Genomic DNA, 23,829 nt, shown 5'->3' with positions numbered 1-23,829 from the left:
CCAGATCGTACGTAGCCCGGCCGCTACGAGGAGATCGCGATCCAGATGGGCACGGGTCGATCGAGTGCTGCGACTCGACCCCGTGCCCGCATCGCCACGCCTAGAGGCATCGCGACCATGGCCGCCGGGATCGCGGCCGTGATTTCTCTCATCGTCAAGCGAGCTTCTCGGGCAGACCAGGCCGTGTCCCACAGTCGGCATTCTTCGCGGCTCCGGCAACCAATTCGACGAGATCGGCGAGGATGTCCGGGGCAGCGGCAATGGTGGCTCGGGCGTTGGCGGTGTGCGGGGTGCCGTCGATGTCGGCGACGATGGCGCCGGCCTCACGGGCGATGATGACGCCTGCGGCGGTGTCCCAAGGCTTGTTGGACAGCATGACGCAGGCGTCGGTCCTGCCCTCGGCGACCCAGGCGAGATCGATGGCGGCCGATCCGAACATGCGGACGCGCTGCACCCGTGTCGCAAGTCGGTGGTTCAGCGGTAGGCGGATCCGGTTCTCGGCCTCGGCTCCCTCCCCCACGGCGTAGTCGCCGACGGAGACGATGGCGGCCTCCAGCGTGGTGGTGGTGCCGGCACTGATCGGGTGGCCGTTGGCGGTGGCTCCGGCCGTCTCCGCTGCGGCGTACCGGGTGGCGAGGAATGGCAGGTCGATCACGCCGAGAACGGAGCGGTCATGGTCGATCAGGCCGAGCGAGGTCCCGCACAGGGGGATGCCGTGGGTGAAGTTCGCCGTGCCGTCGAGCGGGTCGAGCGCCCATATAAGGCCGTCGCCGGCACTGGTGATCCCTTCCTCCTCTCCCAGGAATCCGATCTCCGGGGTTTCTTCTGACAGGAAATCGCGTACGGCATGCTCGACGGCGTAGTCCACTTCGGTGACCATGTCGCGGTCGCCCTTGGCTGTGACGACTCCGGGGAGCCTGGTCTTGACGATGTGGCTCGCGATGGTGACGGCCTGCTCAGCCATGGGCAGTAGTGCGCGGGCGTCAATGGTCATACGGGTGTGCTCCGCTCCCATATAGAGGTGAAGACCTGATCGAAGACGGGAAACAGCCCGTCGGCCGCGGTGTCGTCGGCGATGACGAGCGTAGGCGAGCCGACTCCGCGGGCGGCCGGTAGGTACGGCCGCACCACACATGTCAATCCCTCGGACCCGGGCGCCTTCTCGTCGCGGTGCGTGGCGTTCCACGGCACCGGCTCGTCGTCGGGCTCGTAGATCGACACACCGCCGCGCGAGCGCCCGGCTCAGCCGGTCGCCGCATGAGATCTACAACCGTCCTGGCGTGCGGCGAGCAGGCCGGCCGCGAGCCCACCGCAACCGGCAAGGAGCAGCAGCCCGGACAGGTACGTCGCCCACGGGCTGATGCCGCTGCCGACGAACTCCACCGCGAGCCACACCCACAGCACCGGGCCGACCCATCGCGGATGCGCATGCGAACGGAAGTGGGCGATCGACAGCAGCAGCATGCCCACCACGGTGCCGACCACACCGATCATGAGGAACGAGACGATCAGAGCCGACTGCTCCTGCGCGGCGATCAATTGGGAGTAGGCGTCACGGTGGGCGGGCTCGTCGGCCATCACGACCTGGGTGAGCGTCCAACCGCCGGCTACGGTGTGGCCGAACGCGCCGAGCACCCCGAACACGCCACCGATGATCGTGAGCCGCGGGAACCTCGGCCGCAGCCAGGCGACCAGCCCCACGACCGAGACCGCGAACGGCAGTTGGGACCAGAGGAACATCTGGGCGGCTGCCGCCGCGCCCGCACGTGCGTCGGCGATCGTGGCGAGCCACTGCGCCCGGTCATCGGGCAGCTCGGGCTGCAAGGCCATGAAGCCAACGCTGAGCAGGGCGAACGCGAGGAGGCAGACCGCTATGAGAAGTCGAAGGTGTCGTGTCATGTGCGACAGTCAAGTCTGAGCGGCCCGTCGCTGTAGTCGGCCGAAAGTGGTCGGCCCATGTCAACTCCGGACTGATGTCTTCGACCTCCCCGTCCCCTACAGTTGACCGCCATGGACGTGTGGTGGCGCCGTACCGTCGACGTCGGCATGTGTCTGGCCGTACTGGTCACGGGCCTCACCGAGGTGTGGCTTCCGCTCGAATCGCGGCAGGGCGACGGGGATCCGCTCGCGACGAGCGTGCAGGTGCTGGTCGTCGCGGCTTCGCTGTGGTGGCGGCGCACCCACCCGATCCCGACGACCGCCGTGACGATCGCCGGGCTATGCGCCTCGGGCCAGCTTGGGTTCCTGCTGTTCTTTGGGCAGTTCGTGCCGTTCCTGATCGCCGTGTTCTCGGTGGCGCGGCATGGCAAGGGACGCGAACCGTGGATCGGTGCGGCTATGGCCGGCGCGGGCCTCATCTACGCCGACCTGTTCATCGAGCTGCTCGGCGGGTTCAACGAAATGCTGTACCACTGGGGCGTTGTGAGCGTCTGCTTCGCCTTCGGGCGCTGGCAGTCCATCATGGCCCGCCACGCCCAGTCCTCCCAGCGGCGGGCGGTGGCGGCCGAGGTCGCCGCAGCCGAACAGGCGGCACAGGCCGTCATCGAGGAACGCACCCGCATCGCCCGCGAACTGCATGATATCGTCGCACACGCGATGAGCGTGATGGTGGTGCAGGCGGGCGCGGCCGAACAGATGGTCACCGACGACCCCGACCGGGTACGCGGTGCTCTCGCCACCATCCGACGCACCGGCAGCGGTGCCCTCGCTGAAATGCGACGGGTAGTCACCATGCTGCGCGACACCGACGAAGTCGGCATGCTCTCACCCCAGCCCGGACTGTCGGGCCTGCGGACACTGGTCGACGACGCTCGGGAATCCGGGCTTCCCGTGGAGTTCGTCGTGGCCGGCGAGCCGCGGGCACTGCCCGCCGGCCTCGACCTCGCAGCATTCCGGATCGTGCAGGAGGCGCTGACCAACGCGCGCCGCCACGCCAAGGCCGCCACCGAGGTCACCGTGGCGGTGACATTCAGCACCGACAAGCTGCGCATCGACGTTCGAGACGACGGCCGCGGGCGCCCGGGCACCGCTGGAACCGGACACGGCCTGATCGGAATGCGGGAACGCGCGACGCTGTACGGCGGAACGCTGCAAGCCGCCCCACTGCCCGACCGCGGGTTCGCCGTCGCCGCCGTCCTTCCCCTGGAACCGGCATGACCCGCATCCTGATCGTCGACGACCAGGCGCTTCTACGGGAAGGCTTCCGACTCATCCTCGAAAGGGGCGGCCTGGAGGTCGTCGCCGAGGCCAGAGACGGAATCGAAGCCATCACCGCCTGCGCCGAACACCGCCCCGACGTCGTCCTCATGGACGTACGGATGCCCCGGATGGACGGCATCGAAGCCACCCGGCGGATCGTGGCGCAGCAGCCCGGCGTCCGCGTGATGGCGCTGACCACCTTCGATCTCGATGAGTACGTGTACGGCGCCCTGCGGGCGGGCGCCAGCGGATTCCTCCTCAAAGACGTCCCTCCCGATGACCTGGTACACGCGGTGCGCGTCGTGGCCCGGGGCGACGCGATGCTCGCTCCCAAACTCACCCGCCGGTTACTCGACCGGTTCGCCAACGCGCCTTCCACCAGTCCAGCTCCGCTGCCCAACGTGACCGAACGAGAAGCGGCCGTGCTGCGGCAGGTCGCACGAGGTCGATCGAACACCGAGATCGCCAGCGCGCTGTTCCTCACCGAGGCCACGGTCAAGACCTATGTCTCCCGTCTGCTGACCAAGCTGAACCTCCGCGACCGCGTACAACTCGCAGTCCTCGCGTACGAATCAGGCCTCGTCCAAGCCGGCGACCGAGGCGGGGCGCATAATCGTCACATTGGGCTCGATTCAACGTGAACCCACAGGTCAGGGGACTGGCGTGATCCCGGTTGGATGTACTCGTGCTGCTAGTGCCCGGTAATCATGGCGATGATCACCCATCACAGCGGGTGTGATCCCACCGCTCTATGTTCGACGTCGGGCCATGCCTCACTTGCGACGACAGGGGGAAGACCACTGTGGGTGAAGCACGAGACTTCCTTGATCGCGCCGGCTAGGCCCACCAACAACTGATGATCCGAGAGCTCTGCTGGGGCGTCGCTGTATAACACTGCTGTATGGGACCAAAAAGGCCCTCCGGGATCATCCCAGAAGGCCTTTGACCTGGAGCGCGGCCGGGAGGACTCGAACCCCCAACCTTCTGATCCGTAGTCAGATGCTCTATCCATTGAGCTACGGCCGCTTGCTCGTCACCACCGCTCACCTGCGGCTCGGCAACGGAGGTAACTCTACCAGACCTCATACCCCTGCTCACGCCAATAGTTCGCCCGTCTCCCTCCCCGAAGGCTCACGCCGAGGGCTCATGATCCCTTCACCTCCTTCTTGGGCCAGATCGTGTATCTGACCGGCCAGATCAGCGCGATCAACGGCACTTTCGCGACGCCGATCATGCGGAGGCCTCGGACGGGGTGGAGGCCGTCGAGCCGGCCAGGCGGCTTCACCCCGACATAGTGCTGATGGACATCCAGATGCCGCGGCTCGACGGAATCGCCGCCACCCGAAAGCTGCGCGGCGTGGCCGACGTGGTCATCGAGGCCGTGCGGGTGGTCGCACGCGGCGACGGCCTGATCTCCCCCTCGGTCAGCCGGAGGATGATCGAGGGGTTCGCCGCCCTGCACGCTCCGGCGATGCCGCCCGCGTCGGCCGGGACGCCCACGGCCCGGCCGGAGCCGTACGGGAACCTGACCGCGCGTGAGCGCGAGGTGCTCGTCCGCATCGGCCGGGGACTGCTCAACGCGGAGATCGCCCGTGCGCTGGGAATGGCGGAGGATACGGCGAAGACGCAGGTCAGCCGTCTGCTCGCCAAACTCGGCCTACGCAGCCGGGTGCAGGCGGCGATCAGGCTCGGGAGTTCCCGCCCGATGTCGGCTCCGGCGATCTTCACCGGTGACCCCGGCGGTCGGATGACGTTGGTAAACGGAAGGTATAAGGGATCGTTGAGAACCCGGAGCGGCGGCGGACCGGCGGCTACGATGACGCTCCGGACGCGGGCGATGGCGGCCGCGCGCGCTACCGCCGGAGGACACGTGAAGCAGCAACCAGAACCGCGTGGTAAGCGTTATCGGCTCCGCGGCCTCATCGCGATGACGGTCGCCGGGCTCGCCTCCTGGGCGCTCATCATCTGGTTGGTCTGGCTGCTGGTGCGGCTGTTCACATAACAGCGCGGAGGCCGGACCCGCCGGCCGGGTGACCGGACAGCGCCGCCGGGCAGAGGGCGGTCCTCCGCCCGGCGGCACCGGTCAGTCGCTCTGGTCCTCCTCGTCGCTCCGGATCTCCTCGAGGTCCTCCAGGTGTTCCCGAACGATCGGTTCGGCGTCCCGGGCTAACTGCTTTACCTGTTCCGAGGAGCCCTCCGACAGTTGCTTCGCCCCCGCGGCCAGGTCCTGTCGATGCTCGGCGATCTCTGCCTCGACCCACGCCCGGTCGAACTCGGCCCCGCTCTTGGCGGAGATCCGCTCAAGCTCCGCCTGCTGCTTCGCGCCGGGGCCGCCCGGCAGGCTCACGCCTACGGCACCGGCGACCTGCTTGACCTTCCCGTCCAGCTTTCTGTGGTCGCGGATCAGCGTCTCCCCCATTTCTCGGACCTCCTCGCTGTGGGCCTGCCGTTCGGCGACCTTCCCCGCCTGGATCTCCGCCAGGTTTCCCTGGTGGAGCGCGGTCACGAATTCTCGGTCCTGCTCGTTGAGGTCCGGCGGCGCAGCGGCGAAGCCCGCTGCCGCGGTCGCGAACGTCGCAGCGGCGATGGTCGGCAGAATGGCGAGTCGTCTCACCATGAGACCCCCCGGAATCTCTCCCGGACGGCCGGAGCACCGGCAAGCCCGCTCCCCAGCCGATCCGGCTTTTCTCTGACATAAGCCCCATACCCCACCAAATGTCACTCTCGCCCGGTCCGGCCGCCCATCACCCCCGGCCCCCGCCGATCAGCCGCGTACGAGATCGTTCATTCGGTGTGCAGAGCGTCGACAGCGGTCGTTCTGGCCGCCGAGCGGGGCCGGGACATCGCTTATGAGACCGGACTCGTCCGTACGGTGCCCGGCCCTAGGGTCGTCCCCGGCCGAAGTGACGGCGACGTCGCAGCATGAGTCCGGACGATGCCGTGAGGGTGAGCAGGAGACCGGTCCATACGAGCACCCGCCCATCGGGGCCCGCTTCACCGCCGCCGCCGGTCGCGACCCCGCCCGCCGGGGTCTCGCGCACCTTGCCGTTTCCCGTCGTCCCATTCGTGGTGTCGTTCACCGTGTCGGCGGTGGACTCCTGAATCATGGGAACCGAGGACGTATCGGTATCGGTATCAGAACCGGTGTCGGTACCGTCGCCGGTAACGGCGGGCCGCCCGTCCGCCGCGGCGATGACGAGGTCGTAGGTCATCAGGGCGCCCGCGTTCTGCACCTCACACTCGATCAACGGCTCTGTGGGTACGGTCCCGAAGTTGATGGCGGCGGGCCGCACCGTCGCGGTGCCCGCGTTGGCCGAGGTGGTCTTCATGGGGACATCGGCCGTCGGCAGAGTGATGGTCTCGCCCGGGGTGAGCTGAGCGAGTTCACCCACTCCGGTGGCGGAGGTCAACTGGGCCACTCCGCTGATGGATGCGTACGCATAGAGCTTCGTGCCGCCTGCCAGCCCCGTCGTGGGCACCCGCAGCGCCAGCGAGTCGTCGACATAGGTCCCGTGCCAGCCGATGGTCATCTGCTTGCCCGTCGTGACGTCGAGCGGCATCGTCAGCGCGACCTTGACCTTGATGTCCTGTTCCTCGGCCGTGCCGGTGTGCCTGCACCGATAGTCCACGACGTCGGTGGCGACGACCGCACCCTGCCGCCACTCCGAGACGGCGGCCTGCGCCGGCTGGCAGAGCACAACCAGACCGCCGCAGAGGACGGCCGCAGAGAGAATCGAGCGGATTCCCAAATCGACTCCTGTGGTGAGGAATGACCACAGTGAAGACGGGGCGTGAAGGCCTCCGGTTGACAGCCCTCTCCTTTTCCGTCGTCCGGCCGACAGCCCGCGCCCTTTCCGTCGTGCGGGTTGCGCCCCTTTCCGTCGCGCGGTCGCGCCCCTTCCTGAAGCCACGAGCTCCTGAAGCCAGGATTTCCGAGGCCGCGATCCGCTGCTCAGCACCGGAAACGACCCAGGCGACGAGACCCGGGCCGTTGATGCCGCGGCAGCTCGTACGGCATGAAGGCCCGCGGTCGCGCCCGCGATGATAACCGATCGCCGTTATGGTCGCCCGGAGCTAGGGTTTCGGTATGTCAGAACCCGAGCGGCTCCACTGGCAGCTGAATGTGTCCTGGTCACTGCTGTCTCTGCATCTGGAGCGGGTGACCGATGAGGAAGCCCTGTGGGAGCCGGTGTCGAACTGCTGGAACGTCCGTCGGAAGACGGACGGGACGTGGGCGGCCGACTGGGCCGTCCCCGAGCCGGAACCGATCCCGGTGCCGACCATCGGGTGGGTGATGTGGCATATCGGCTTCTGGTGGGGCAATGCATATGAGCAATGCTTCGAGCATCCCGATGCGGCGACCGCCGAATTCGACTGGTCGGAGGCCGCATCGACGACACCCTGGCCTGGAGATGTGGAATCGGCTGTCAACGGACACGCCGATCTCCAGATGAGCGGTCAGATTTCTCCAGTCTGATGGCCATCGAAATTCCCGGCGCGGTCACCAGAACTCCAGGCGGGTGGCCAGGCCGATCCGGGTAGGCGGTCAGTTCAGAGGGCGGACACCACGGCCGGACAGGGCCTCGGCGAGACGGTGAGACTCTCCGCTGGTCTCGACGAAGTGCGCGTGGTGCATCAGCCGGTCGACGGTCGCGGTAGCGAGGGTTTTCGGCATGATCGTGTCGAAGCCGGACGGATGGATGTTGCTGGTCACGGCGATACTGCGGCGTTCATAGACGGCATCGACGACACGGTAGAACGCCTCGGCGGTGTCGTGGCTGACCGGCAGCAGCCCGATGTCGTCGATCACGATGATGTCGCTGCGGCAGATCCGCCCGATGGCCCGGGAGATCGTCCCGTCGACCTTGGCGCGGCCGACGGCGGCGGCGAGGGTCTCCAGCGTGAACCACGACACCCGCAGGTCTTTGTCGATCGCCAGATGGCACAGGGCTTCGACGAAGTGGGACTTTCCCGTCCCCGACGGGCCGGAGATCACACAGTTCTCCGCGCGGGTGACCCATTCCAGGGTCATCAGCGCGTCCTGGGTGGCCTGGCTGATCGACGAATCGGTAGCACGCCAGGAGGAGAAGGTCTTACCCGAGGGGAACCCGGCGCTTTTGCGGCGGCCTGCCCGGGTGGCGCCGTCGCGGCCGACGACTTCCTCAGCCAGCAGGACCCGGACGACCTCGGCGGGATCCCAGCGTTGCGCGCGGGCGGTGGCCAGGACCTCGGGCGCGGCCTTGCGGGCATAGGGAAAACGCATCCGGCGCAGCAGCGCCTCCAGTTCGGGCGGGATCGGCGGGGCGGTGGGCAACGTGACGCTCATCGGCGTGTCTCTTCCTCAGTAGATGTGCGGTTCGGTGACGAAGGGATGGGCGGCGGGGGGCCGGGTGACGGGAGCGGGCGGGCGGACAGCGCGGCCCAGGAAGCGGTGCCGGGCTGGACCGAGTGAGCCTCATCGGCCACCGCCGCCTGCGACTGTTCCTCATGCGCGGCCAGGTAGTCGCAGATCGAGGCCAGGTCCTCATCCCCGAAGCGGCCGTGGATCGCGGCCAGCCCGAGCGCCTGATCCACCCGGGTCGCACCGACGATGGCGGCCAGTTCAACGGCGGAGGCCATCTTGGCGCGGATACGGGCTACCCCGGTCGCGGCCGCCTCGATCAGCCACGCCTGCGCGCCGGGACCGATGGCCAGGAAGGCCTGCTCGGCCTTGCTCTGCGGCCGCGGGCGGGGCCGGCGGGGCCCATTGCCGCCCGGGTGGTCGGGGTAGTGCTCCTCGACAATTTGGGGCCGGCCTGGGACCGACAGCTCGTGCCGCCACAACTCGGTCAGTGCGCCCGCATGGTCCGAGCGCAGGTCACGGCCGACGATGACCAGGTGGTCGCCGTGCACCCGGCACCACACCTTGGCGCCCTCATGCCCGGGCGGGACCGAGTAGCGCACATCACCCCAGCGGATCGTGCGGTCGTCGCCGACCAGGCGTTCGTCGCCCAACGCCAGCACATACGGCTGGTCGGGGACCAGGTGCAGGCGCGCGCGTTCCTCGGCGAGCATCTCGGCCGGGACGCGGTGCGTGGCGCGGTGCCGGCGGGTGTTGACCCGCTCACACCAGGTGGCGCAGGCCTCCTCCAACTCGGTGAAACTGCCATACGCCGCGCGCAGGTTGGTGGCGGTGGGCACCAGATCCGCTTTGGCGATCTTCACGGTGTTCTCCACCCCGCCCTTGGACTCGGGATCGAACGGCTCGCAGGTGTGCACCACGCACCCGTAATGCCGGCCCAGCTCCCCCATCTGCGGATGCCGGACGGCCACCTTGGCGATGTGCTCGACCGTCACCGTCTTGGGGTTGTCGGTCAGCAGATAGGTCGGCGCGCCGCCGAGTCGGCGCAGCGCCGCGTCCAGGCACGCGGTCAGCGTTCCCAGCGTCTGGTCCCATGCGGGCAGCACCACCCGAAACCGTGACCAGGCCAGCCAGCAGCAAAACAACTGCGTGCGCCGGTCGCCGATCCGGGGTCCCTCGCCCCAGTCCCACTGCAGCCACATCCCCGGCTCGGGGATCCAGGGCCGGTACACGCGCCGCCGTCCGGCCCGCCAGGCCGCTTTGATCTGCGCGACCGCCCGCCGGGTCGTCCGTTCCGACCCGGTGAACCCCATCGCCACCAGGTCGGAGTGCACGATATCGGCGCGGACGGTCGCCTTGGACAGATCGACCTTCTCTTCGATCTTCGCCAGGAATGGGTCGATCAGCTTCGCCCGTGGTGCCGCCTGGTAGGGGTTGCCCCCGGCCGCGCGGATCGCGACATAGCGTTGCACGGTCTTGGGATCGCACCCGGCCAGCCGGGCCGCCGACCACGCGCAGCGGGTCAGGTCGTAAGCCTCGTAAATCTCCATGAGCTCCATGCCAGACTTCGTCATGGGCCCCCTCCGCGGGCTGGGGTTCAGGTCTCGACAACCCGCAACCCAAGCCCCCGTGGAGGGGCGCCCACGTGGTGACACACGGACAAGATCAGGAGATCTACCTGGCCATCAACCAGGATTTCCAATGACCGCCAGCCGGGACTCTCTGTCCATCAGCATGGACTTATCCGTCCGCTGAACAGGAGTTTCTCGTGGCCGCTCACAATCGGCCACGGTATGGCTGAATGAATGCCGCGATCAGTGGGCCGGTGCGCTGAAGTCGCTGAGCCAGGCGGAGCTGGATTCCACCACACGAAGCCGCTGGTTCGCCGATGGATCACTCACCCTGGGACATGTGCTCGCCTGGGCGAACGTCGAGCTTATGAAGAACGCCTCGGAGATCGGATCGCTGCGTCTTCTGCGCGATGCGGCTCGGGGTTGACGCGACGGGTCTCGCACTTCCTGAAATTTTCAGCCGACCATGCCCGGAGTTGGATCTACGGCTCGTCTTCTCTGCCCTGGTAGCCGCAGGCGGCATATCCAAAGGACGTTCCCTGCTCTTATTTTATGTCTGACCGTATTGGGTCCATTAATTTTTAGTGCTGGACAGGTGCGTTGTGCCAAAAATAACCTCATGCACAAAGTCCCGAAATGGATGAGGTGTGACTTGGCCGTACGCTCGAAAGTACGTCGCCTGACGACGTCGACCGCCATCGCCGTCTGCGCGTTGGCCACCGCGATCCTGCCGCTCACCCCCGCGCACGCCGCATACGGCCCGGACAACCCGGTGTATGTGCAGCTGGTCTCCAACGACGGCAACGCGACACAGTTGGCTCGACTGGACGGCACGCTGGCGTTCGACAGTGGAAACACGAAGTACCGGTACTCGCTGCGCCTGTGCTGGCAGCACGCCTACCCCGCACCTTCCTTCACGATCGTCGTCAACGGCACGAGCACGGTTTGGCCGGTCCAGACAGGCACGACATCCGTTGCGGGATGCTCGCAGACATTCGTGTACAACACAGAGGCGAACTTCGGTAGCACCGTCCGCAACATCCGGTTCGACGTGACCGGAGGATGGTTCTACCCCGGCAACAATTACCAGATGCGTACCAAGAGCAGCGGCACGTACGACAACCCCTACAACTGACCGCCAGGCAGCCGCAACCGGAATCTCGGAATTTCCTAGCGGCCGTACGGTCTCCATCGATGACGATCCCGCAGCGAACTGAGCCCCTCTCGCCATACCCGGCGAAAGGGGCTCAGAAGCGAGGTGAATTCGAAGCCCGGATGGGGTTGACCCCAGGTGGCTATATTCGAATGAAGTAGCATCAGCGGCAAGGCGGGTGAATTCCGCCCCCGCTTCGAAGACGAAGACGGACACCGCGAGCCGGCGGTCGATGAATTCAGAAGGGGCCGACCACGAGCTCACTTCTCACTCCCGGCACGGAAGTCCCCGCCCGCCTCATCTTCCACCGGGTGGCGGGAGCACACCGCCGCCTCAGAACCGGAGCACCTCTGCCGGAGGGGTTCAATCGCCATCGCAGATGTGTACTGCCAACTCGGTGATGTCCACGGCCCGGGTGGTGTCCACACGATGGACGGGGCCGAGAGCGAGTGGCTCTGCGCGGCGTGCCCACTCGTCCCACTGTTGATCCCCTGCATGAGAAGCCGAATGGATGGGGTGTCGGTCGGCTGACCGTCTCTCGTATCGCTGACGCGCGAGAGATACAGGGACGTCACACCACACCTCGTGGACGTAGGTGACTTCTGTGCACTCCAGGTGGGCGACGACAATTTTGAAACACCAGGATGCCGAACGTGCGGAAGCCGGCGAACCAGGCGCTTCTCAAGCAGGCCGGGGTCAGGGAAGCTCGTCTCCACGACGCCCGCCACACGGCCGGGACGCTCCTCGTCGAACATGGCGTACACATCCGTGTCGTACAGGAGATCCTCGGGCACGCCCGCGTCACGACGACGGAGCGTTACACCCACGTCGCCAGTCCCCAGGTACAGGACGCCAGCGAGCGCATGGGGGCCGCCCTGTGAGGAGACGACGACTAGGGCCTGTTTCAATATTCAGATTTGTCTTCTGGCTGGTCAGCTGCGGTTACCTCGGGCGGCCAGCCAGACAGTGAGGTCATGTACGATCTCCTCACGATCGGTCAGCGTGGATCGCCGATGCTCCTCACAGCCGAGATCGCGGTATTCGACCTCGTAGGTGCCCGCGTCTAGCCGGGACACCGAGGCGTACCACCCGGGGTCGTCCTCGTCGGGCAGGACGGTCACGAAGGTGTTGTCCGTCCGGTTCAGGCCGCTGATGAGCTCGGCCAACTCCTGTGGTGAGGGATTGTCCACGTGGTGACCGTTTTCAGCGTCGACGCAGTAGCGCAGGGCGGACATCGCATTCCTCAGGCCGGGGTCCAAGTCCAAAATGATCAGCGCTTCCAGCATGGCATCACCCCGGCAGGCGGCGCTCGGGTGATACAGCCGGCGGTGTCAGCCATTCGTTCATCGCGGCGATGTGCACGGCGGCCTCGTACCGGACGGCGAGCTTGTCATAGCGGGTGGCCACCGCACGGTGCCGCTTGAGCCGGTTGATGCCGCATTCCACGGCGTGCCGGGCCCGGTAATCCTCCGGGTCGAAGGCCGGCGGCCGTCCTCCGGCCGAGCCGCGCTTCTTACGGTTGCGGATCTGATCAGCCCGCTCGGGGATGGTGCCGGCGATTCCACGTCTGCGCAGGTAGGCCCGGTTGGCGGCCGAGGAGTAGGCCTTGTCGCCGCGTACCCGCTCGGGCCGGGTACGCGGCCGCCCCAGCCCCAGGCGGGGCACCCTGATGCCCTGCAAGACCGCGACGAACTGCGGGCTGTCGCCCCGCTGGCCGGCCGTGATCAGGATCGACAGCGGCTTTTGGCCCTGCTCGCAGGCCAGGTGGATCTTCGTGCTCAACCCGCCTCTGGAACGGCCGAGCCCGTGGTCGGCAGGCTCGGGCCGATCACCGCCGGGCGGCTCTTTTTGGGCGTTGCCGTCCCGGCGCGCCCCGGCCGCGTGCTGATGGGCACGGCACACGGTGGAATCCACATTGACCTGCCAGCAGATCAGTCCGGCCGCGTCCGCCCTGGCCTGCAACGCGGTGAGGATCGCCGCCCAGACGCCCCCGCGCTGCCAGCGCCGGAACAGCCCATAGACCGTCTGCCATGGCCCGTACTCGGCGGGCATGTCGCGCCAGGGCGCACCGGTACGTACCCGCCAGCGCACCCCGTTGATGAGCTGCCGCTTCGACCATACGGCGGGGCGTCCCCGCCCGGCCGTATCAGGCAGCAACGGCTCCAGCACCGCCCACTGCTCATCCGTCAAATCCCCACGACCCACACGGCGATCATGCCGACCAGAGATCACGCATAGATCAACTTATGAAACAGACCCTAATTGCAACCCAAACTGCAACCCTCACGGGTCTGGAGATCAGAAAACCCTCCCGCCGTGATCGGCGAGAGGGGCTCTGATCTGCGGAGGCTCGGGGATTTGAACCCCGGATGGGCGGTAAACCCAAACCGCATTAGCAGTGCGGCGCCATAGACCTGACTAGGCGAAGCCTCCCTGGTGGAGTTGCTCAGGACAGCGTACCGGCGATCGCGCAACGCGGCAAAGCGGAATCGCGACCGGGTTCGCCGGTACGACCGGCACGTGTCGTGAACCCCTCACCTAGACGATATGCGCAGGCAGAGCCTGTCCCGTCCACCGACACACAGGTTGTCCCCAGCTTCATACACAGGCCTTATCCACAAGGTGTGGATAAGGCCTGTGTGCAACACGTGAACGCCGACCCGAGCTCATGCGTGCCGTACGGCTCAGGCCTTGCGGACGGCCTCGCCCTCGATCTCGATTTTGACCTTCTTGCCGACAAGGACACCACCGGCTTCCAGTGCCTGGTTCCAGGTCAGGCCGAACTCCTCGCGGTCGATGTCGGCCTCGGCGGAGAAACCGAAGATCTCCTGACCCCAGGGGTTGGTCGCGGCGCCGTTGAACTCGACCTCGAGCTCGACCTCCTTGGTCACCTCGCGAATGGTCAGGTCGCCGACGATGGTGAACTCGTCATCGGAGTGGTCCTTGATCCGCTTGCCGCGGAAGGTGATCTCGGGGTACTTGTCGGCCGACAGGAAGTCGTCGCTCCGCAGGTGCGTGTCGCGGTCGGCAACGCCGGTGTCGATGGTGGCGGTCTTGAGCACGGCTTCGACGGTCGACTCCAGCGGGTTCTCCGCGATCACGATCTTGCCCTCGAACCCGCCGAAGTGGCCGCGGACCTTGCTGACCATCATGTGCTTGACGACGAAGCCGACTCGCGTGTGGGCAAGGTCCAGCTCGAACTCACCGGGAACGGGGATCTTGATGCCTTCCCACTCACGAACGCTCATGGCTGCCCTCCAGGGTAGTTGCCGTGCGGATTTCTTCTGCCACAAACATCTATAGCACAACTATTCCTCGCGTCAACTATCTGATCTAGACTATATCCATGGACCCTTTCGATGACCCCCGCCTCACCGCGATGGGCCTGCTGGCGGAGGTGTTCACCGGGCTGAGCAGCAAGACCAGCCGCACCTTCGCCGAAGCCGGAATCTCCGAGGTCGACTTCGAGACTCTCATCCGGCTGGCCCGCTCGCCCGAGCAGCGGCTGCGGATGAGCGACCTCGCCGCGCAGACATCCCTGTCCACCAGCGGCATCACCCGCGTGGTCGACCGCCTCGAACGCGAGGGCCTGGTCGCCCGCCACGCGTGCGCCACCGACCGCCGGGCCTCTTACGCCGCCCTGACCGAGGCCGGTGCGGCTCGTCTGCAGCGGCTGCTCCCCCAGCATCTCGAGGACATCGAGACCTGGTTCACCGGCCTGTTCTCTCCGGAGCAGCTCGACCGATTCCTGGCCGCACTGCGTGTGATCCGCGATGTCGTACGGCCGTGCGCCACCGCCGGCGTACCCGGCAAGACGCCCGTGAGCTGATCGGCAGAACGCGCAGATTGCGCCGCCGGCCCGTGCCGTACCGCCACATCGGCACAGAACGGCGGCGCCCACGGTGGGGTCGGGTCATACGCGGGCGGGGAGCGAAATTTCCGGAAGAAGAATGCGAAATGGTGCGTCACTCTGGCGCGAATCATGAAATTCTGGTGAACTGCGTAATCCTCAGGAGTCCACCGCAGTCAAGCACAGAGTCGCGCACCACCGGCGACCCCGCCGCCCCCAACGAGCCTCTGGAGAGAACCCCGTGCGTTTCCTCCCGCGCGCCGCATCCGCCGTACTCGCCTCCGTCGCCATCGTGATTCCCATGGTCACCGTCTCCCCGGCGGCCGCCGCCACCCGGCCGAAGAACGTGCCCAAGGACGCGATCGAGGTGACCGTGAAGAAGATCGTCGACGGGGACACCGTCGAGGTCACCACATCGAACGGAGCGACCGCACTCGTCGGGCTCCTGGAGGCGGACGCTCCCGAGCAGGGTCTGTGCTGGTACGAGGAGGCGTTCGCCCGCCTGTCCGCCCTGCTTCCCGCGGGCAAGCCGGCCTACCTGCAGCCTGACGGGGAGATCAAGGCCCAGGACGGGCGCTACTTCTTCTACGTCTGGGGCCCGCAGGGCGCGTACGTCAACGGAGACATGGTGCGGAACGGCTACGCCCAGCCCGTGGTGAGCTACCCCGAGCACCGGTACACGGACTGGCAGTTCAACGAGCAGTTGCGCGCCCAGACCGAGAAGCGGGGCATGTGGTCGGGCCCGTGCTGGGCATCCGACACCTACGACCGGCGCGACACGATCGAGGTCCCCCCGGGCGCCGGCCTCGACACGTCCACGGTCCCCGTTCAGCCGGCCGACCCCTCACCCGTGCCGCCCGGTACGCACGCGTCGCCTGAGCCGATCCCCCAGCAGGGCACGGGCAACCCGCAGGGCACCACTCCGGCGCCCACTCCCACCCCGGCACCCACTCCGACACCGACCCCGACCCCGACTCCCACGCCGACCCCCGCCCCGGTGGTGACGCCGGGTCAGTGGCCGGACGGACTCGGCCTCGACCCCCACTTCGCCACCTGCGCCGAGGCCAACAAGAACGGCTACGGCAACTACATCCGCGGTCGCGACGCCGAGTACGTCTGGTACCACGACAGGGACAACGACGGCGTGGTCTGCGAGTTCTGACACCGCCCGGCACCGACGCCCACCGGGCACCGGGCGAGCCGGTTCCCGGTGGGACGGTCACACCAGCAGGTCGCCGCGGAGCTTGGCCATCGCCCGGGAGACCGTGCTCTTGACCGTGCCCACACTGATTCCGAGCGTCCTGGCGATCTCGGGCTCGGTCATGTCCTCGTAGTAGCGCAGCACGATGGCGGCACGCTGCCGGACCGGGAGCCGCTCGATCGCCTGCTCCAGTTCGTCATAGCGATGCCGCGGATCGTGCTGGACCGGCACCTCGGGAAGCTCCTCCGAGGGGTACTCCTCGAACTTGCGCCGCCGCCACCAGGAGATGTTGATGTTCACCATGGCCCGGCGCACATAGCCGTCGAGGGACGACCGGTCCTTGATCCGATCCCAGGCCAGGTACGTCTTCGCGAGGGCGGACTGGAGCAGGTCCTCGGCGTCGCTGGGGTTCCCCGTGAGCTGATTGGCGACACGCAGCAGGGCCGTCCCACGGGACAGGACGTACGTACGGAACTCCTCGTGCTCCACGATCATGCGATCACCAGCCTGGCCTGGAGGGCGTCTCGTGCCAGAATCGCAGCCGCACTCCGGAATCCGACCGATCCGACATCCTGGTTTCGCACTGCCATCGGCAAAGATCACGCAAGCCCGATGGCGGGATCTATAGCGAAGCGGCCAGGCCACGGGCGGGGTTTGCCCCGAAGTGGGAGATAACACGTTGCACCGGGAGGAGGAATGTTTCTCCCCCGACTGTTTCTCACCGATGGATCCATCCGTGCCGGATCGTGCGGCATGTGAAGGTAGAAGCAGGAGGGTCGATGCCGTACCAGGACGTGGAACGTAGGCGAATGCTGGCGGCGGCCGTGCTGGGCCGCGACCTCCGGCCTCCCGCCCCCGGCCTTTACGGACGGGACGAGGGCGCCGGAGACGAGAGCGTGGAGGACGGGAGCGCCGGGAGTCCCGGGCCGGGAAACGACCATGTCCGGCTCAGCGCGGTGAGCGGGCAGATCCTCGACATCAGCCCCCATCTGATCATCATCGAGGACGACACGGGGGAAGAGCGGCGGCTGGTCATCGCCCCATGGGCGATCGCATGGCGAGGCGCCCCGCTGCCGGCCACCGACCTCCCCGTCGGGGCCCGGGTCGTCATCCGAGCACTGCGTTCCGGCACGGTCGCCGAGCGGATCTGGGCTGACATCACCCGAATGACCGGGATCATCCGCGACGTACGCGGCAGCCGGGACCTCACGATCGAGCTCGACGGGGGCGCGCACCGGAGGCCGCTCTCTGTCGTGGTCCCCTACCGCTTCTCCGGCAGGATCCGGGTGCGGCACCCGCAGCTCACCCCCGGCTATCTCTTCGACGCGATCGGCGTGCTCGACGACGGCACCGCGCTGGCGCACCTGCCGGCCACCTCACAGCCGCCCTATCGCGGAAGGTCCGTGCCGCCGCCCCCGGCGTACGGAGGAACTCGGTCGGCGATCTCCGGAACCGCCGTCTGGGCCGACCTCGACGAGCACGGCGTGGCCTATCCGATGCTGGAGGCGGCCGACGTGGGCTGCGAGGACGCGGGGGTCGCCTGCGCCGGCCTGCCGTACCTGGCGCTCGGCTCCATGCTCGACGTCCGCAACGTGTGCGACGGCCGGTCGAGCACGCTGCCGATCGTGGCCTGCGGCTGCGTGGCCGGTCGGTTCTGCGACCGATGCCTGGAATGCGGCACCTCGCCTCGCGGGAGACTCGTGGAGCTGTCCCCCGGGGCGTACGTCGAACTCGGTGGAGACTTGACCAAGGGCTGCTTCAACGCCCGTGTCGGATTGGGGTGAACGATGCTCGCAGTGTCGTCGAGGCATGCCGGTCTTGAGATGATCGCGGCGGCCGCCCTGCCGATCCTGGTGGTGGTGCTGACCCTGGGCGGCGTCGCCAAACTGGCCATGCTCCGCGGTCGTCGGCAGGACGCGGCCGGGGTCTCACCGGGATCGCTGAGCCGTCTCGGTCCGGCGGCGCTCGTGCCGGAGCGGTTCGCGACCGCGATGACGGTCCTCTGCGCGATGGCCGAGTTCGGGTTCGCGGCGGGGCTGGTGCTCGTCGATCATCCCGTCGCGCGCTGGCCGTCCGTGGCGTTCTTCGCGGTCGCGACGTACGTCCTGCTGGACCTGCGTCGTCGCCGGCCCGACGTGGGCTGCGGCTGCTTCGGCGAGGTCAGCTCGGCGCCGGTCGGGCTGCGGTCGATCGGACGGATCGTGATCTTCACGGCCATGGCGGTCGCCGTCGCCATGGAGAACGTCACCTGGGCCGGGGCGATGCATGCCCTCTCACCGGCGGCACCGCTGTCCGCGACGTTCTGGCTCGCCGGCCTCGCGGTCCTGCTGCTCGCCCTTTCTCCCGAGATCGACGCGGCCGTGGCCCGGCTGCGCCACCGCACGCCGTGCGAGCAGCGCCCGCAGCCCGCTGCCCGGGCCCTGGCCCGCCTGAAGTCCAGTACGGCATGGCGGTCGCATGTCGGCATGCTCGAAGCGGATGACCCCACCGACACCTGGCGCGAGCTGTGCTGGCGGTTCTTCGTCTTTCCCGCCGGCGACGACACCGAGGTCGTGTTCGCCGTCCGGCTGAGCGGTCGCCGTCCGGTCGTCCGATCCGCCGTCGTCGGCGGTGGCGAGCCCCCGCTCCCCTCTCTGCGGGAATCTATGCCTGTATCGGCCTGAGGCTATACAGGCATAGATTCCCGTATCGAGGCGCCGACCCCACCGCCTGCGACAGGGCCGGCTGCAATTCAGCTCTCTACGGCTCTCTAGCTTCCCCTCTAGAAAGCCGTAGAGAGGTCTATGGGATCCCCGGGATCAAGAAATGGGACAATCCATCCTAAATCGGCTGAGCACGTAGGAACCTCCCGAAATGGGGAACGGTGAACCCGATCAGCCCGCGCTCCGCGCTGTAGATCAGCCCTTTCTTGATGAGGCTGTCCCGCGCCGGGGACAGGCTGGACGGCTTGCGGCCAAGCGACACCGCGACGTCGGCCGTCGGCACGGGCTCATCGCCGAGCTGGGCCATCGCGTGCATGTAGTCGCGCTCGGCCGGGGTCGCCCGCTCATATCGGCTGCCGAAGAAGCCGACGGCGAGCTCCTCCTCCGCCTCGGGGGCCGAGACCCTGATGTCGTCGGCGGTGATCGGGCTCCGCGGCGCGAGATCCCAGGCGACCTTTCCGTACGCCTGAACGAAGTAGGGGTAGCCGTCGGCCGCCTCGTAGAGCGCGTCGAGCGCGTCGGGGGTGAACTCGACGTCCTCCCGCGCGGCCGGCACGATCAGCGCCATGTCGGCGGCGTCCCGATCCAGCCGATCGATCCGGGCATATCGGAACAGCCGTTCCGAGTAACTCTTGCTGGCCGACAGCACGCTGGGCAGGTGCGGCAGACCGGCACCGACCACGATCAACGGCCCGCCGCTCTGGGAGAGCTCATGGCACGCCGCACAGAGGGCCGAGATGTCCGGCGCACGCACGTCCTGCATCTCGTCGATGAACAGTGCGATGCCGACACCGAGATCGGTCGCGACGCCGGCGGCGTCGACGAACAGCTCGGTGAGGTCGATCTCCAGATCGCCAGAGTCGGCTCGGCCCCGCGAGGCGGGCACGTCGATGGCGGGCGACCAATGGGAGGTGCCCTTGGCAGCGGCCGGATCCCGCATGGCGAACGCCTTGAGCACGCCGAGGAACTCCTCGATGCGCTCGGGCGCCCGGTGCCGGGGGGCGAGCTCCCTCGTGGCCATGTGCAGCGCGGCGGCGACCGAGCGGCGGATCGACTGATCCGGCCTGGCCTCTATCTTCCCGGTGCCCCACAGCCGCTGTATGGCCATGGACTTGAACGTGTTGAGCAGGACGGTCTTGCCGACGCCGCGCAGGCCGGTCAGCACCATGCTCCGTTCCGGGCGGCCACGGGCCACCCGTTCGAGCACGATCTCGAACTGCTGCAGCTCACGGTCGCGCCCCGCGAGCTCCGGAGGCCGCTGACCCGCGCCGGGGGCGTAGGGATTACGCACAGGGTCCACGCTCTCGGACTTTATGACGGCGTATAGCTGCCGCCCTAGATTTCCATAGAAAGCGCTACGGCGTGTCGCGGGCGACCCGACCGGAGCTCGCCGTAAGCGAGCGGAATCGACGGGAACCCGGGGAGAGGGGACGGCGGAAGCGGGTGCGCAAGCCGTCGGCACAGCCATGGGACACCCCTCAGCAGTCAGAACATGGACCGAACCCGTGTTCGATCCGCTGCCCACGACTGTAGCGCCTCCTCGAACACATGCGCGACGTTTTCCCGGAAAATCTCCAACCGATCCAGGAGGCGAAGTCCCAGGTCAGGTGATCTCTCAGGGGCGGAAGCCCTCGGCGCTTCAGGCGACCTCTCGCGGGCGGACCCCCGGCGCGCCAGGCGATCTCCCAGGGGGTGAGCACCTCTACGCACAGGCGATCTCCCAGGGGTGAGAGCCTCTGTGCTCAGGCGATCTCCCAGGGGTGAGAGCCTCTGTGCTCAGGCGATCTCCACGAGCGGGAGCCGTACGCCGAGGTCGGCCGAGGCGACCGCGGACAGCCGCCGCCGCGCGAGCGCCGGCCAGACCCGAACCGTGCGGAAGGGCGCGTACCGCTCCCTATCCGAGCGGGTGCCGACACATGGTTTCCGGCGACACACTCCACCGGTCACCGTGATGCGAAGGTCAGCCGACGCCTGCAAGATCACGCTTAGTGAAACACCTGGTCAGCGGCAGAGCCGGTGATTTCTGCAAGATCACGAACGGAAACCGCCTGGTCATGGCGGACGACTGCGAGAAACTGCAAGATCACGCCCATGGGGGGCGGGGGGTGGGGGGCGGGGTGTGGGGCGTCGTCGTACGGGGGCGGGGCGGAGGTAGCCTGCGCTTATGGCACGCTTACGAAATCCCAGGTCAGCGATGTTGGCGATGACCATCGTGGGTGTCACCGCCTGCACAGCGGGAAACCCGGGGGGAAACACGGGAGGGCCGGCCGGGGACGCCGTGTCCGGCGTGCCCGCCATGACCGCATCGTCCACCACCGCATCGTCCGCCGCTACCTTGACCACGTCTCCGAACCCGCGGTCGAGCCCGTCCGCGAGCCCGTCGTCGAACCCATCGCCCAGCCCGTCGTCGGCGCCCACGCCGTCGGCCTCGGCCGAGCCGCCCGAGTTCTCGGCACAGATCGCGAAGGTGTCGCGGGACGAGGTTCCGTACTCATGGCAGCCGAACTGCCCGGTGCCGCTGAGCCGGCTCCGGAAGATCACGATGACCTACTGGGGCTTCGACGACCGGGCGCACACCGGCGAGATGGTGGTGAACCGGGACGTCGCCGACGACGTCGTCTCGGTCTTCGGCACGCTGTACGACCAGCGCTATCCGATCCGGCGGATGGAGTCGATCGACGTCTACAAGGGCAGCGACTACGACTCCATCGAGGCGGACAACACCTCGGCATTCAACTGCCGGAGGGCGACCGGCTCGCGCAACTGGTCCGAGCACGCCTACGGCCGGGCGATCGATATCAACCCGCGGGAGAACCCCTTCGTGTACGCCGACGGGTCGTACGCGCACAAGAACGCGAGACCGTACGTCGGCAGACCGAAGAAGCCCGGCGTGATCCACGCCGGCGACAAGGTGGTGCGGGCGTTCGAGAAGATCGGCTGGGGCTGGGGCGGCTACTGGTCCGGCTACAAGGACTACCAGCACTTCTCCGCCAGCGGCCGATAGGACCTGGGCAACGGTGCGCCATCGGCAGAAGGGATAACGACCGATTCCATCGCGGAATCGACCATTTTTCCATTCCGAACCGGTCTGCCGGATAGATGGCCAGGAATGAATCAAACGATCAACCGGTAGCGCCAAGTCAGCGCGTCGATTCCGGGGCGTTCCGCCGTACTCGAATAGAACGGGACCCTGTCGTCATTACGGGAGGTCCCAATGATTACGCGCCGGCCCAGAAAGTCCGCCGACGACCACGGCCGGAAGTCGATGGCCATGTCGCGCACACACCGCTGGAGAACCCGCGTCCTGACGGTCGCGGCCGCGATCGCCATGGCCGCCGGACTGGCCCCACCGGCGGCATCACCCGCCACGGCCGACGCGGACGCGGCGCAGGCACGTGAGATCGCCTATGTCGCCAACTCCTCTTCAGACGACGTCTCGGTGATCAACGCCCGCACCGACACCGTCATCACCCGCATCCCGGTCGGCGACGCTCCCCAGGACGTGGCGGTCAACCCGGACGGCACCCGCGCCTACGTCACCAACGGCGATGACGACACCGTCTCGGTCATCGACACCGCGACCAACACTGTGATCGACGCCATTCCCGTCGGGGACCGCCCCGTGCAGGTGGCGGTCGGCCCGGACGGCACCCGCGCCTACGTCACCAACGGCGATGACGACACCGTCTCGGTCATCGACACCGTGACCGACACCGTCGTCGACACCATCCTCGTGGGGAACGCACCTCTCGGCGTCGCGGTCACGCCCAGCGGCACCCGTGTCTACGTCGCCAACAACGGTGCGAACACGGTCTCGGTCATCGACACCACCACGAACACGGTCATCGACACCATTCCGGTCGGGAGCTTCCCCCAGGGGGTGGCGGTCAACCCGGACGGAACCCGCGTCTACGTCGCCGACTTCGGCACGAACGACGTCTCGGTCATCGACACCGCGACCAACACCGTGATCGACACCATTTCCGTCGGGAACGGCCCACGGGGGGTGGCGGTCAACCCGGACGGCACCCGCGCCTACGTCACCGACAACAGTGCGAACACCGTGTCGGTCATCGACACCGCCACGAACACGGTCATCGACACCGTCACCGTCGGAGTCACCCCGGCGGAGCCGGCGGTCGACCCGGACGGAACCCGCGTCTACGTCACCAACCTCGACAGCGGCAACGTCTCCGTCATCGACACAGCGACCAACACCGTCGTCCGCACCATCCCGGTCGGGAACGCCCCCGCCGGCGTGACCGTGGCGCCCATCCGCACCCCATCGCCCCAGCCGCCCATCACCCGCAGGCCGGCCAAGGTGAAGGCCAGGATGGACAACATCATCTGAGACGCCGTCCGTACGCCGCAGGGCAGCGGTGGGCCGAGGTGCCCGCCAGGGCCGTACGGAGCCGCTCGCAGGAGGCCGCCGGCGTGGAGGCCGAGGTGGATCAGAGCCGGTGAGGCCGCGTCTGTCACCTGTCCGCGACGCCGGTCACCGGCACGGGCGGGCGAGCTCGGTCACTGTCCGGTGGACCGTACCGGGCCGAAGTGAACATGCGGGCCCCGGCGGAATTCGCACGACCGAATTCCGCCGGGGCCTCCGGCGTTTCCGGCCATACCCCGCGTCCTTCCTGTACGGCAGTCACGGCAGTGCCGTACAGAAAGCGATTCGAGCGACATATACGGCAGATCCCATTCTGGACCGATGCCCGGAATGGTGACCACGAATCGACCAAGCGATCAGCCGATAGTGTCAAATCGCTGCGCCGCTTCCGGCGAGTGACGCCTTCCGGACATAGAACAGGACCTG

General features: G+C 67.6%; 27 protein-coding genes, 2 tRNA genes and 1 pseudogene. 14 read left to right on the top strand and 16 right to left on the bottom strand.

Annotated features, from left to right (window positions below; all coding sequences use genetic code 11):
* Positions 1-154: 154 nt before the first annotated feature.
* From ACQP1K_RS01575 to ACQP1K_RS01565, 3 genes are read right to left on the bottom strand one after another with little or no spacing between them, the layout of a single operon-like run.
* A complete protein-coding gene (locus tag ACQP1K_RS01575; RefSeq protein WP_433499072.1) occupies positions 155-994 on the bottom strand; it encodes an inositol monophosphatase family protein in 840 nt (279 codons plus the stop codon).
* On the bottom strand, positions 991-1,221 hold the full coding sequence (locus ACQP1K_RS01570; protein ID WP_433499071.1) for a DUF5919 domain-containing protein: 231 nt from the start codon (positions 1,219-1,221) through the stop codon (positions 991-993). Before ACQP1K_RS01570 ends, ACQP1K_RS01575 begins: the two co-directional genes overlap by 4 nt.
* A gap of 21 nt (positions 1,222-1,242) precedes the next feature.
* Positions 1,243-1,830 (bottom strand): hypothetical protein, encoded by a 588-nt coding sequence (locus ACQP1K_RS01565; RefSeq protein WP_433499070.1) that lies wholly within the window; start codon positions 1,828-1,830, stop codon positions 1,243-1,245.
* A 180-nt stretch (positions 1,831-2,010) separates the two neighbouring features.
* On the opposite strand from ACQP1K_RS01565, the gene ACQP1K_RS01560 reads away from it, so the two are divergent.
* The gene (locus ACQP1K_RS01560) at positions 2,011-3,156 is read left to right on the top strand and encodes a sensor histidine kinase (protein ID WP_433499069.1); all 1,146 of its coding nucleotides are present in this window, start codon (positions 2,011-2,013) and stop codon (positions 3,154-3,156) included.
* Positions 3,153-3,839, top strand: a complete 687-nt coding sequence (locus ACQP1K_RS01555; RefSeq protein WP_433499068.1) for a response regulator — start codon at positions 3,153-3,155, stop codon at positions 3,837-3,839. Before ACQP1K_RS01560 ends, ACQP1K_RS01555 begins: the two co-directional genes overlap by 4 nt.
* 312 nt (positions 3,840-4,151) lie before the next feature.
* On the opposite strand, the gene ACQP1K_RS01550 is transcribed toward ACQP1K_RS01555, so the two are convergent.
* Positions 4,152-4,224: transfer RNA gene (locus ACQP1K_RS01550), tRNA-Arg, on the bottom strand.
* 217 nt (positions 4,225-4,441) lie between these two features.
* On the opposite strand from ACQP1K_RS01550, the pseudogene ACQP1K_RS01545 reads away from it, so the two are divergent.
* Both ACQP1K_RS01545 and ACQP1K_RS01540 read left to right on the top strand, forming a co-directional pair.
* Positions 4,442-4,549, top strand: a pseudogene (locus ACQP1K_RS01545) (response regulator); the annotation flags it as partial.
* An 84-nt stretch (positions 4,550-4,633) separates the two neighbouring features.
* Positions 4,634-5,200 (top strand): response regulator transcription factor, encoded by a 567-nt coding sequence (locus tag ACQP1K_RS01540; RefSeq protein ID WP_433501459.1) that lies wholly within the window; start codon positions 4,634-4,636, stop codon positions 5,198-5,200.
* An 81-nt stretch (positions 5,201-5,281) separates the two neighbouring features.
* Here ACQP1K_RS01540 and ACQP1K_RS01535 read toward each other — a convergent pair whose 3' ends face one another.
* A complete protein-coding gene (locus tag ACQP1K_RS01535; protein WP_433499067.1) occupies positions 5,282-5,815 on the bottom strand; it encodes a DUF4142 domain-containing protein in 534 nt (177 codons plus the stop codon).
* Between the two features lie 265 nt (positions 5,816-6,080).
* On the bottom strand, positions 6,081-6,896 hold the full coding sequence (locus ACQP1K_RS01530; RefSeq protein WP_433499066.1) for a hypothetical protein: 816 nt from the start codon (positions 6,894-6,896) through the stop codon (positions 6,081-6,083).
* Between the two features lie 389 nt (positions 6,897-7,285).
* Between ACQP1K_RS01530 and ACQP1K_RS01525 the strand changes: the two genes are divergently transcribed.
* Positions 7,286-7,675, top strand: a complete 390-nt coding sequence (locus ACQP1K_RS01525) for a DinB family protein (RefSeq protein WP_433499065.1) — start codon at positions 7,286-7,288, stop codon at positions 7,673-7,675.
* Positions 7,676-7,744: 69 nt separating this feature from the next.
* Here the strand turns inward: ACQP1K_RS01525 and istB are convergent, their stop codons facing one another.
* Together istB and istA are read right to left on the bottom strand one after the other, a co-directional pair.
* On the bottom strand, positions 7,745-8,524 hold the full coding sequence (gene istB / locus ACQP1K_RS01520; protein ID WP_433499064.1) for an IS21-like element helper ATPase IstB: 780 nt from the start codon (positions 8,522-8,524) through the stop codon (positions 7,745-7,747).
* The gene (istA, locus tag ACQP1K_RS01515; RefSeq protein ID WP_433499063.1) at positions 8,521-10,113 is read right to left on the bottom strand and encodes an IS21 family transposase; all 1,593 of its coding nucleotides are present in this window, start codon (positions 10,111-10,113) and stop codon (positions 8,521-8,523) included. Before istA ends, istB begins: the two co-directional genes overlap by 4 nt.
* Positions 10,114-10,336: 223 nt before the next feature.
* Between istA and ACQP1K_RS01510 the strand changes: the two genes are divergently transcribed.
* From ACQP1K_RS01510 to ACQP1K_RS01500, 3 genes are all read left to right on the top strand, one after another.
* The gene (locus tag ACQP1K_RS01510) at positions 10,337-10,537 is read left to right on the top strand and encodes a hypothetical protein (protein ID WP_433501458.1); all 201 of its coding nucleotides are present in this window, start codon (positions 10,337-10,339) and stop codon (positions 10,535-10,537) included.
* A 225-nt stretch (positions 10,538-10,762) separates the two neighbouring features.
* Positions 10,763-11,245 carry a hypothetical protein gene (locus ACQP1K_RS01505; RefSeq protein ID WP_433499062.1) on the top strand — a complete coding sequence of 161 codons (483 nt, stop codon included), beginning with the start codon at positions 10,763-10,765 and terminating at the stop codon, positions 11,243-11,245.
* Between the two features lie 671 nt (positions 11,246-11,916).
* The gene (locus ACQP1K_RS01500) at positions 11,917-12,144 is read left to right on the top strand and encodes a tyrosine-type recombinase/integrase (protein WP_433499061.1); all 228 of its coding nucleotides are present in this window, start codon (positions 11,917-11,919) and stop codon (positions 12,142-12,144) included.
* 51 nt (positions 12,145-12,195) lie between these two features.
* Here the strand turns inward: ACQP1K_RS01500 and ACQP1K_RS01495 are convergent, their stop codons facing one another.
* The 4 genes from ACQP1K_RS01495 to ACQP1K_RS01480 form a co-directional block, all read right to left on the bottom strand.
* Entirely contained in the window at positions 12,196-12,549 is a 354-nt protein-coding gene (locus tag ACQP1K_RS01495; protein WP_433498012.1) for a hypothetical protein, read from the bottom strand.
* A 4-nt stretch (positions 12,550-12,553) separates the two neighbouring features.
* Positions 12,554-13,468: an IS5 family transposase gene (locus tag ACQP1K_RS01490; RefSeq protein ID WP_433498011.1), complete on the bottom strand. Its 915-nt coding sequence runs from the start codon at positions 13,466-13,468 to the stop codon at positions 12,554-12,556.
* A 138-nt stretch (positions 13,469-13,606) separates the two neighbouring features.
* A tRNA-Ser gene (locus ACQP1K_RS01485) sits at positions 13,607-13,696 on the bottom strand.
* 251 nt (positions 13,697-13,947) lie between these two features.
* Positions 13,948-14,511: a YceI family protein gene (locus ACQP1K_RS01480; RefSeq protein WP_433499060.1), complete on the bottom strand. Its 564-nt coding sequence runs from the start codon at positions 14,509-14,511 to the stop codon at positions 13,948-13,950.
* Between the two features lie 98 nt (positions 14,512-14,609).
* On the opposite strand from ACQP1K_RS01480, the gene ACQP1K_RS01475 reads away from it, so the two are divergent.
* On the top strand, positions 14,610-15,092 hold the full coding sequence (locus ACQP1K_RS01475; RefSeq protein ID WP_433499059.1) for a MarR family winged helix-turn-helix transcriptional regulator: 483 nt from the start codon (positions 14,610-14,612) through the stop codon (positions 15,090-15,092).
* Between the two features lie 262 nt (positions 15,093-15,354).
* Positions 15,355-16,275, top strand: coding sequence for a thermonuclease family protein (locus ACQP1K_RS01470; RefSeq protein WP_433499058.1), 921 nt, complete (start codon positions 15,355-15,357; stop codon positions 16,273-16,275).
* A 57-nt stretch (positions 16,276-16,332) separates the two neighbouring features.
* Here ACQP1K_RS01470 and ACQP1K_RS01465 read toward each other — a convergent pair whose 3' ends face one another.
* Complete coding sequence (locus ACQP1K_RS01465; RefSeq protein ID WP_433499057.1) at positions 16,333-16,809, bottom strand: SigE family RNA polymerase sigma factor; 477 nt, start codon at positions 16,807-16,809, stop codon at positions 16,333-16,335.
* 284 nt (positions 16,810-17,093) lie between these two features.
* Here ACQP1K_RS01465 and ACQP1K_RS01460 point away from each other — a divergent pair, with 284 nt between their 5' ends.
* Positions 17,094-18,098, top strand: a complete 1,005-nt coding sequence (locus tag ACQP1K_RS01460) for a hypothetical protein (RefSeq protein WP_433499056.1) — start codon at positions 17,094-17,096, stop codon at positions 18,096-18,098.
* Positions 18,099-18,110: 12 nt separating this feature from the next.
* Positions 18,111-18,977, top strand: coding sequence for a MauE/DoxX family redox-associated membrane protein (locus tag ACQP1K_RS01455; protein ID WP_433499055.1), 867 nt, complete (start codon positions 18,111-18,113; stop codon positions 18,975-18,977).
* 157 nt (positions 18,978-19,134) lie between these two features.
* Here ACQP1K_RS01455 and ACQP1K_RS01450 read toward each other — a convergent pair whose 3' ends face one another.
* From ACQP1K_RS01450 to ACQP1K_RS01440, 3 genes are all read right to left on the bottom strand, one after another.
* Entirely contained in the window at positions 19,135-20,316 is a 1,182-nt protein-coding gene (locus ACQP1K_RS01450) for an AAA family ATPase (protein ID WP_433499054.1), read from the bottom strand.
* A 476-nt stretch (positions 20,317-20,792) separates the two neighbouring features.
* Positions 20,793-20,999: a hypothetical protein gene (locus ACQP1K_RS01445; RefSeq protein ID WP_433499053.1), complete on the bottom strand. Its 207-nt coding sequence runs from the start codon at positions 20,997-20,999 to the stop codon at positions 20,793-20,795.
* A gap of 69 nt (positions 21,000-21,068) precedes the next feature.
* Positions 21,069-21,557, bottom strand: coding sequence for a hypothetical protein (locus tag ACQP1K_RS01440; protein WP_433499052.1), 489 nt, complete (start codon positions 21,555-21,557; stop codon positions 21,069-21,071).
* Position 21,558: 1 nt separating this feature from the next.
* On the opposite strand from ACQP1K_RS01440, the gene ACQP1K_RS01435 reads away from it, so the two are divergent.
* Both ACQP1K_RS01435 and ACQP1K_RS01430 read left to right on the top strand, forming a co-directional pair.
* Positions 21,559-22,020, top strand: a complete 462-nt coding sequence (locus ACQP1K_RS01435; protein ID WP_433499051.1) for a M15 family metallopeptidase — start codon at positions 21,559-21,561, stop codon at positions 22,018-22,020.
* Between the two features lie 210 nt (positions 22,021-22,230).
* The gene (locus tag ACQP1K_RS01430) at positions 22,231-23,367 is read left to right on the top strand and encodes a beta-propeller fold lactonase family protein (RefSeq protein WP_433499050.1); all 1,137 of its coding nucleotides are present in this window, start codon (positions 22,231-22,233) and stop codon (positions 23,365-23,367) included.
* The last annotated feature ends 462 nt before the right edge of the window (positions 23,368-23,829 follow it).

This window comes from Sphaerimonospora sp. CA-214678, assembly GCF_050942215.1.
Taxonomy (GTDB): Bacteria; Actinomycetota; Actinomycetes; order Streptosporangiales; family Streptosporangiaceae; genus Sphaerimonospora.
This window is presented reverse-complemented; position numbering and strand designations above follow the sequence as displayed.

Coding starts and splice junctions, on each gene's coding strand:
- ACQP1K_RS01575 (WP_433499072.1), bottom strand. CDS start 994: ATGACCATTGACGCCCGCGCACTACTGCCCATGGCTGAGCAGGCCGTC.
- ACQP1K_RS01475 (WP_433499059.1), top strand. CDS start 14,610: ATGGACCCTTTCGATGACCCCCGCCTCACCGCGATGGGCCTGCTGGCG.
- ACQP1K_RS01495 (WP_433498012.1), bottom strand. CDS start 12,549: ATGCTGGAAGCGCTGATCATTTTGGACTTGGACCCCGGCCTGAGGAAT.
- ACQP1K_RS01480 (WP_433499060.1), bottom strand. CDS start 14,511: ATGAGCGTTCGTGAGTGGGAAGGCATCAAGATCCCCGTTCCCGGTGAG.
- ACQP1K_RS01560 (WP_433499069.1), top strand. CDS start 2,011: ATGGACGTGTGGTGGCGCCGTACCGTCGACGTCGGCATGTGTCTGGCC.
- ACQP1K_RS01430 (WP_433499050.1), top strand. CDS start 22,231: ATGATTACGCGCCGGCCCAGAAAGTCCGCCGACGACCACGGCCGGAAG.
- ACQP1K_RS01555 (WP_433499068.1), top strand. CDS start 3,153: ATGACCCGCATCCTGATCGTCGACGACCAGGCGCTTCTACGGGAAGGC.
- ACQP1K_RS01525 (WP_433499065.1), top strand. CDS start 7,286: ATGTCAGAACCCGAGCGGCTCCACTGGCAGCTGAATGTGTCCTGGTCA.
- ACQP1K_RS01435 (WP_433499051.1), top strand. CDS start 21,559: ATGACCTACTGGGGCTTCGACGACCGGGCGCACACCGGCGAGATGGTG.
- ACQP1K_RS01535 (WP_433499067.1), bottom strand. CDS start 5,815: ATGGTGAGACGACTCGCCATTCTGCCGACCATCGCCGCTGCGACGTTC.
- istA (WP_433499063.1), bottom strand. CDS start 10,113: ATGACGAAGTCTGGCATGGAGCTCATGGAGATTTACGAGGCTTACGAC.
- ACQP1K_RS01540 (WP_433501459.1), top strand. CDS start 4,634: ATGATCGAGGGGTTCGCCGCCCTGCACGCTCCGGCGATGCCGCCCGCG.
- ACQP1K_RS01565 (WP_433499070.1), bottom strand. CDS start 1,830: ATGGCCTTGCAGCCCGAGCTGCCCGATGACCGGGCGCAGTGGCTCGCC.
- ACQP1K_RS01460 (WP_433499056.1), top strand. CDS start 17,094: ATGCCGTACCAGGACGTGGAACGTAGGCGAATGCTGGCGGCGGCCGTG.
- ACQP1K_RS01465 (WP_433499057.1), bottom strand. CDS start 16,809: ATGATCGTGGAGCACGAGGAGTTCCGTACGTACGTCCTGTCCCGTGGG.
- istB (WP_433499064.1), bottom strand. CDS start 8,524: ATGAGCGTCACGTTGCCCACCGCCCCGCCGATCCCGCCCGAACTGGAG.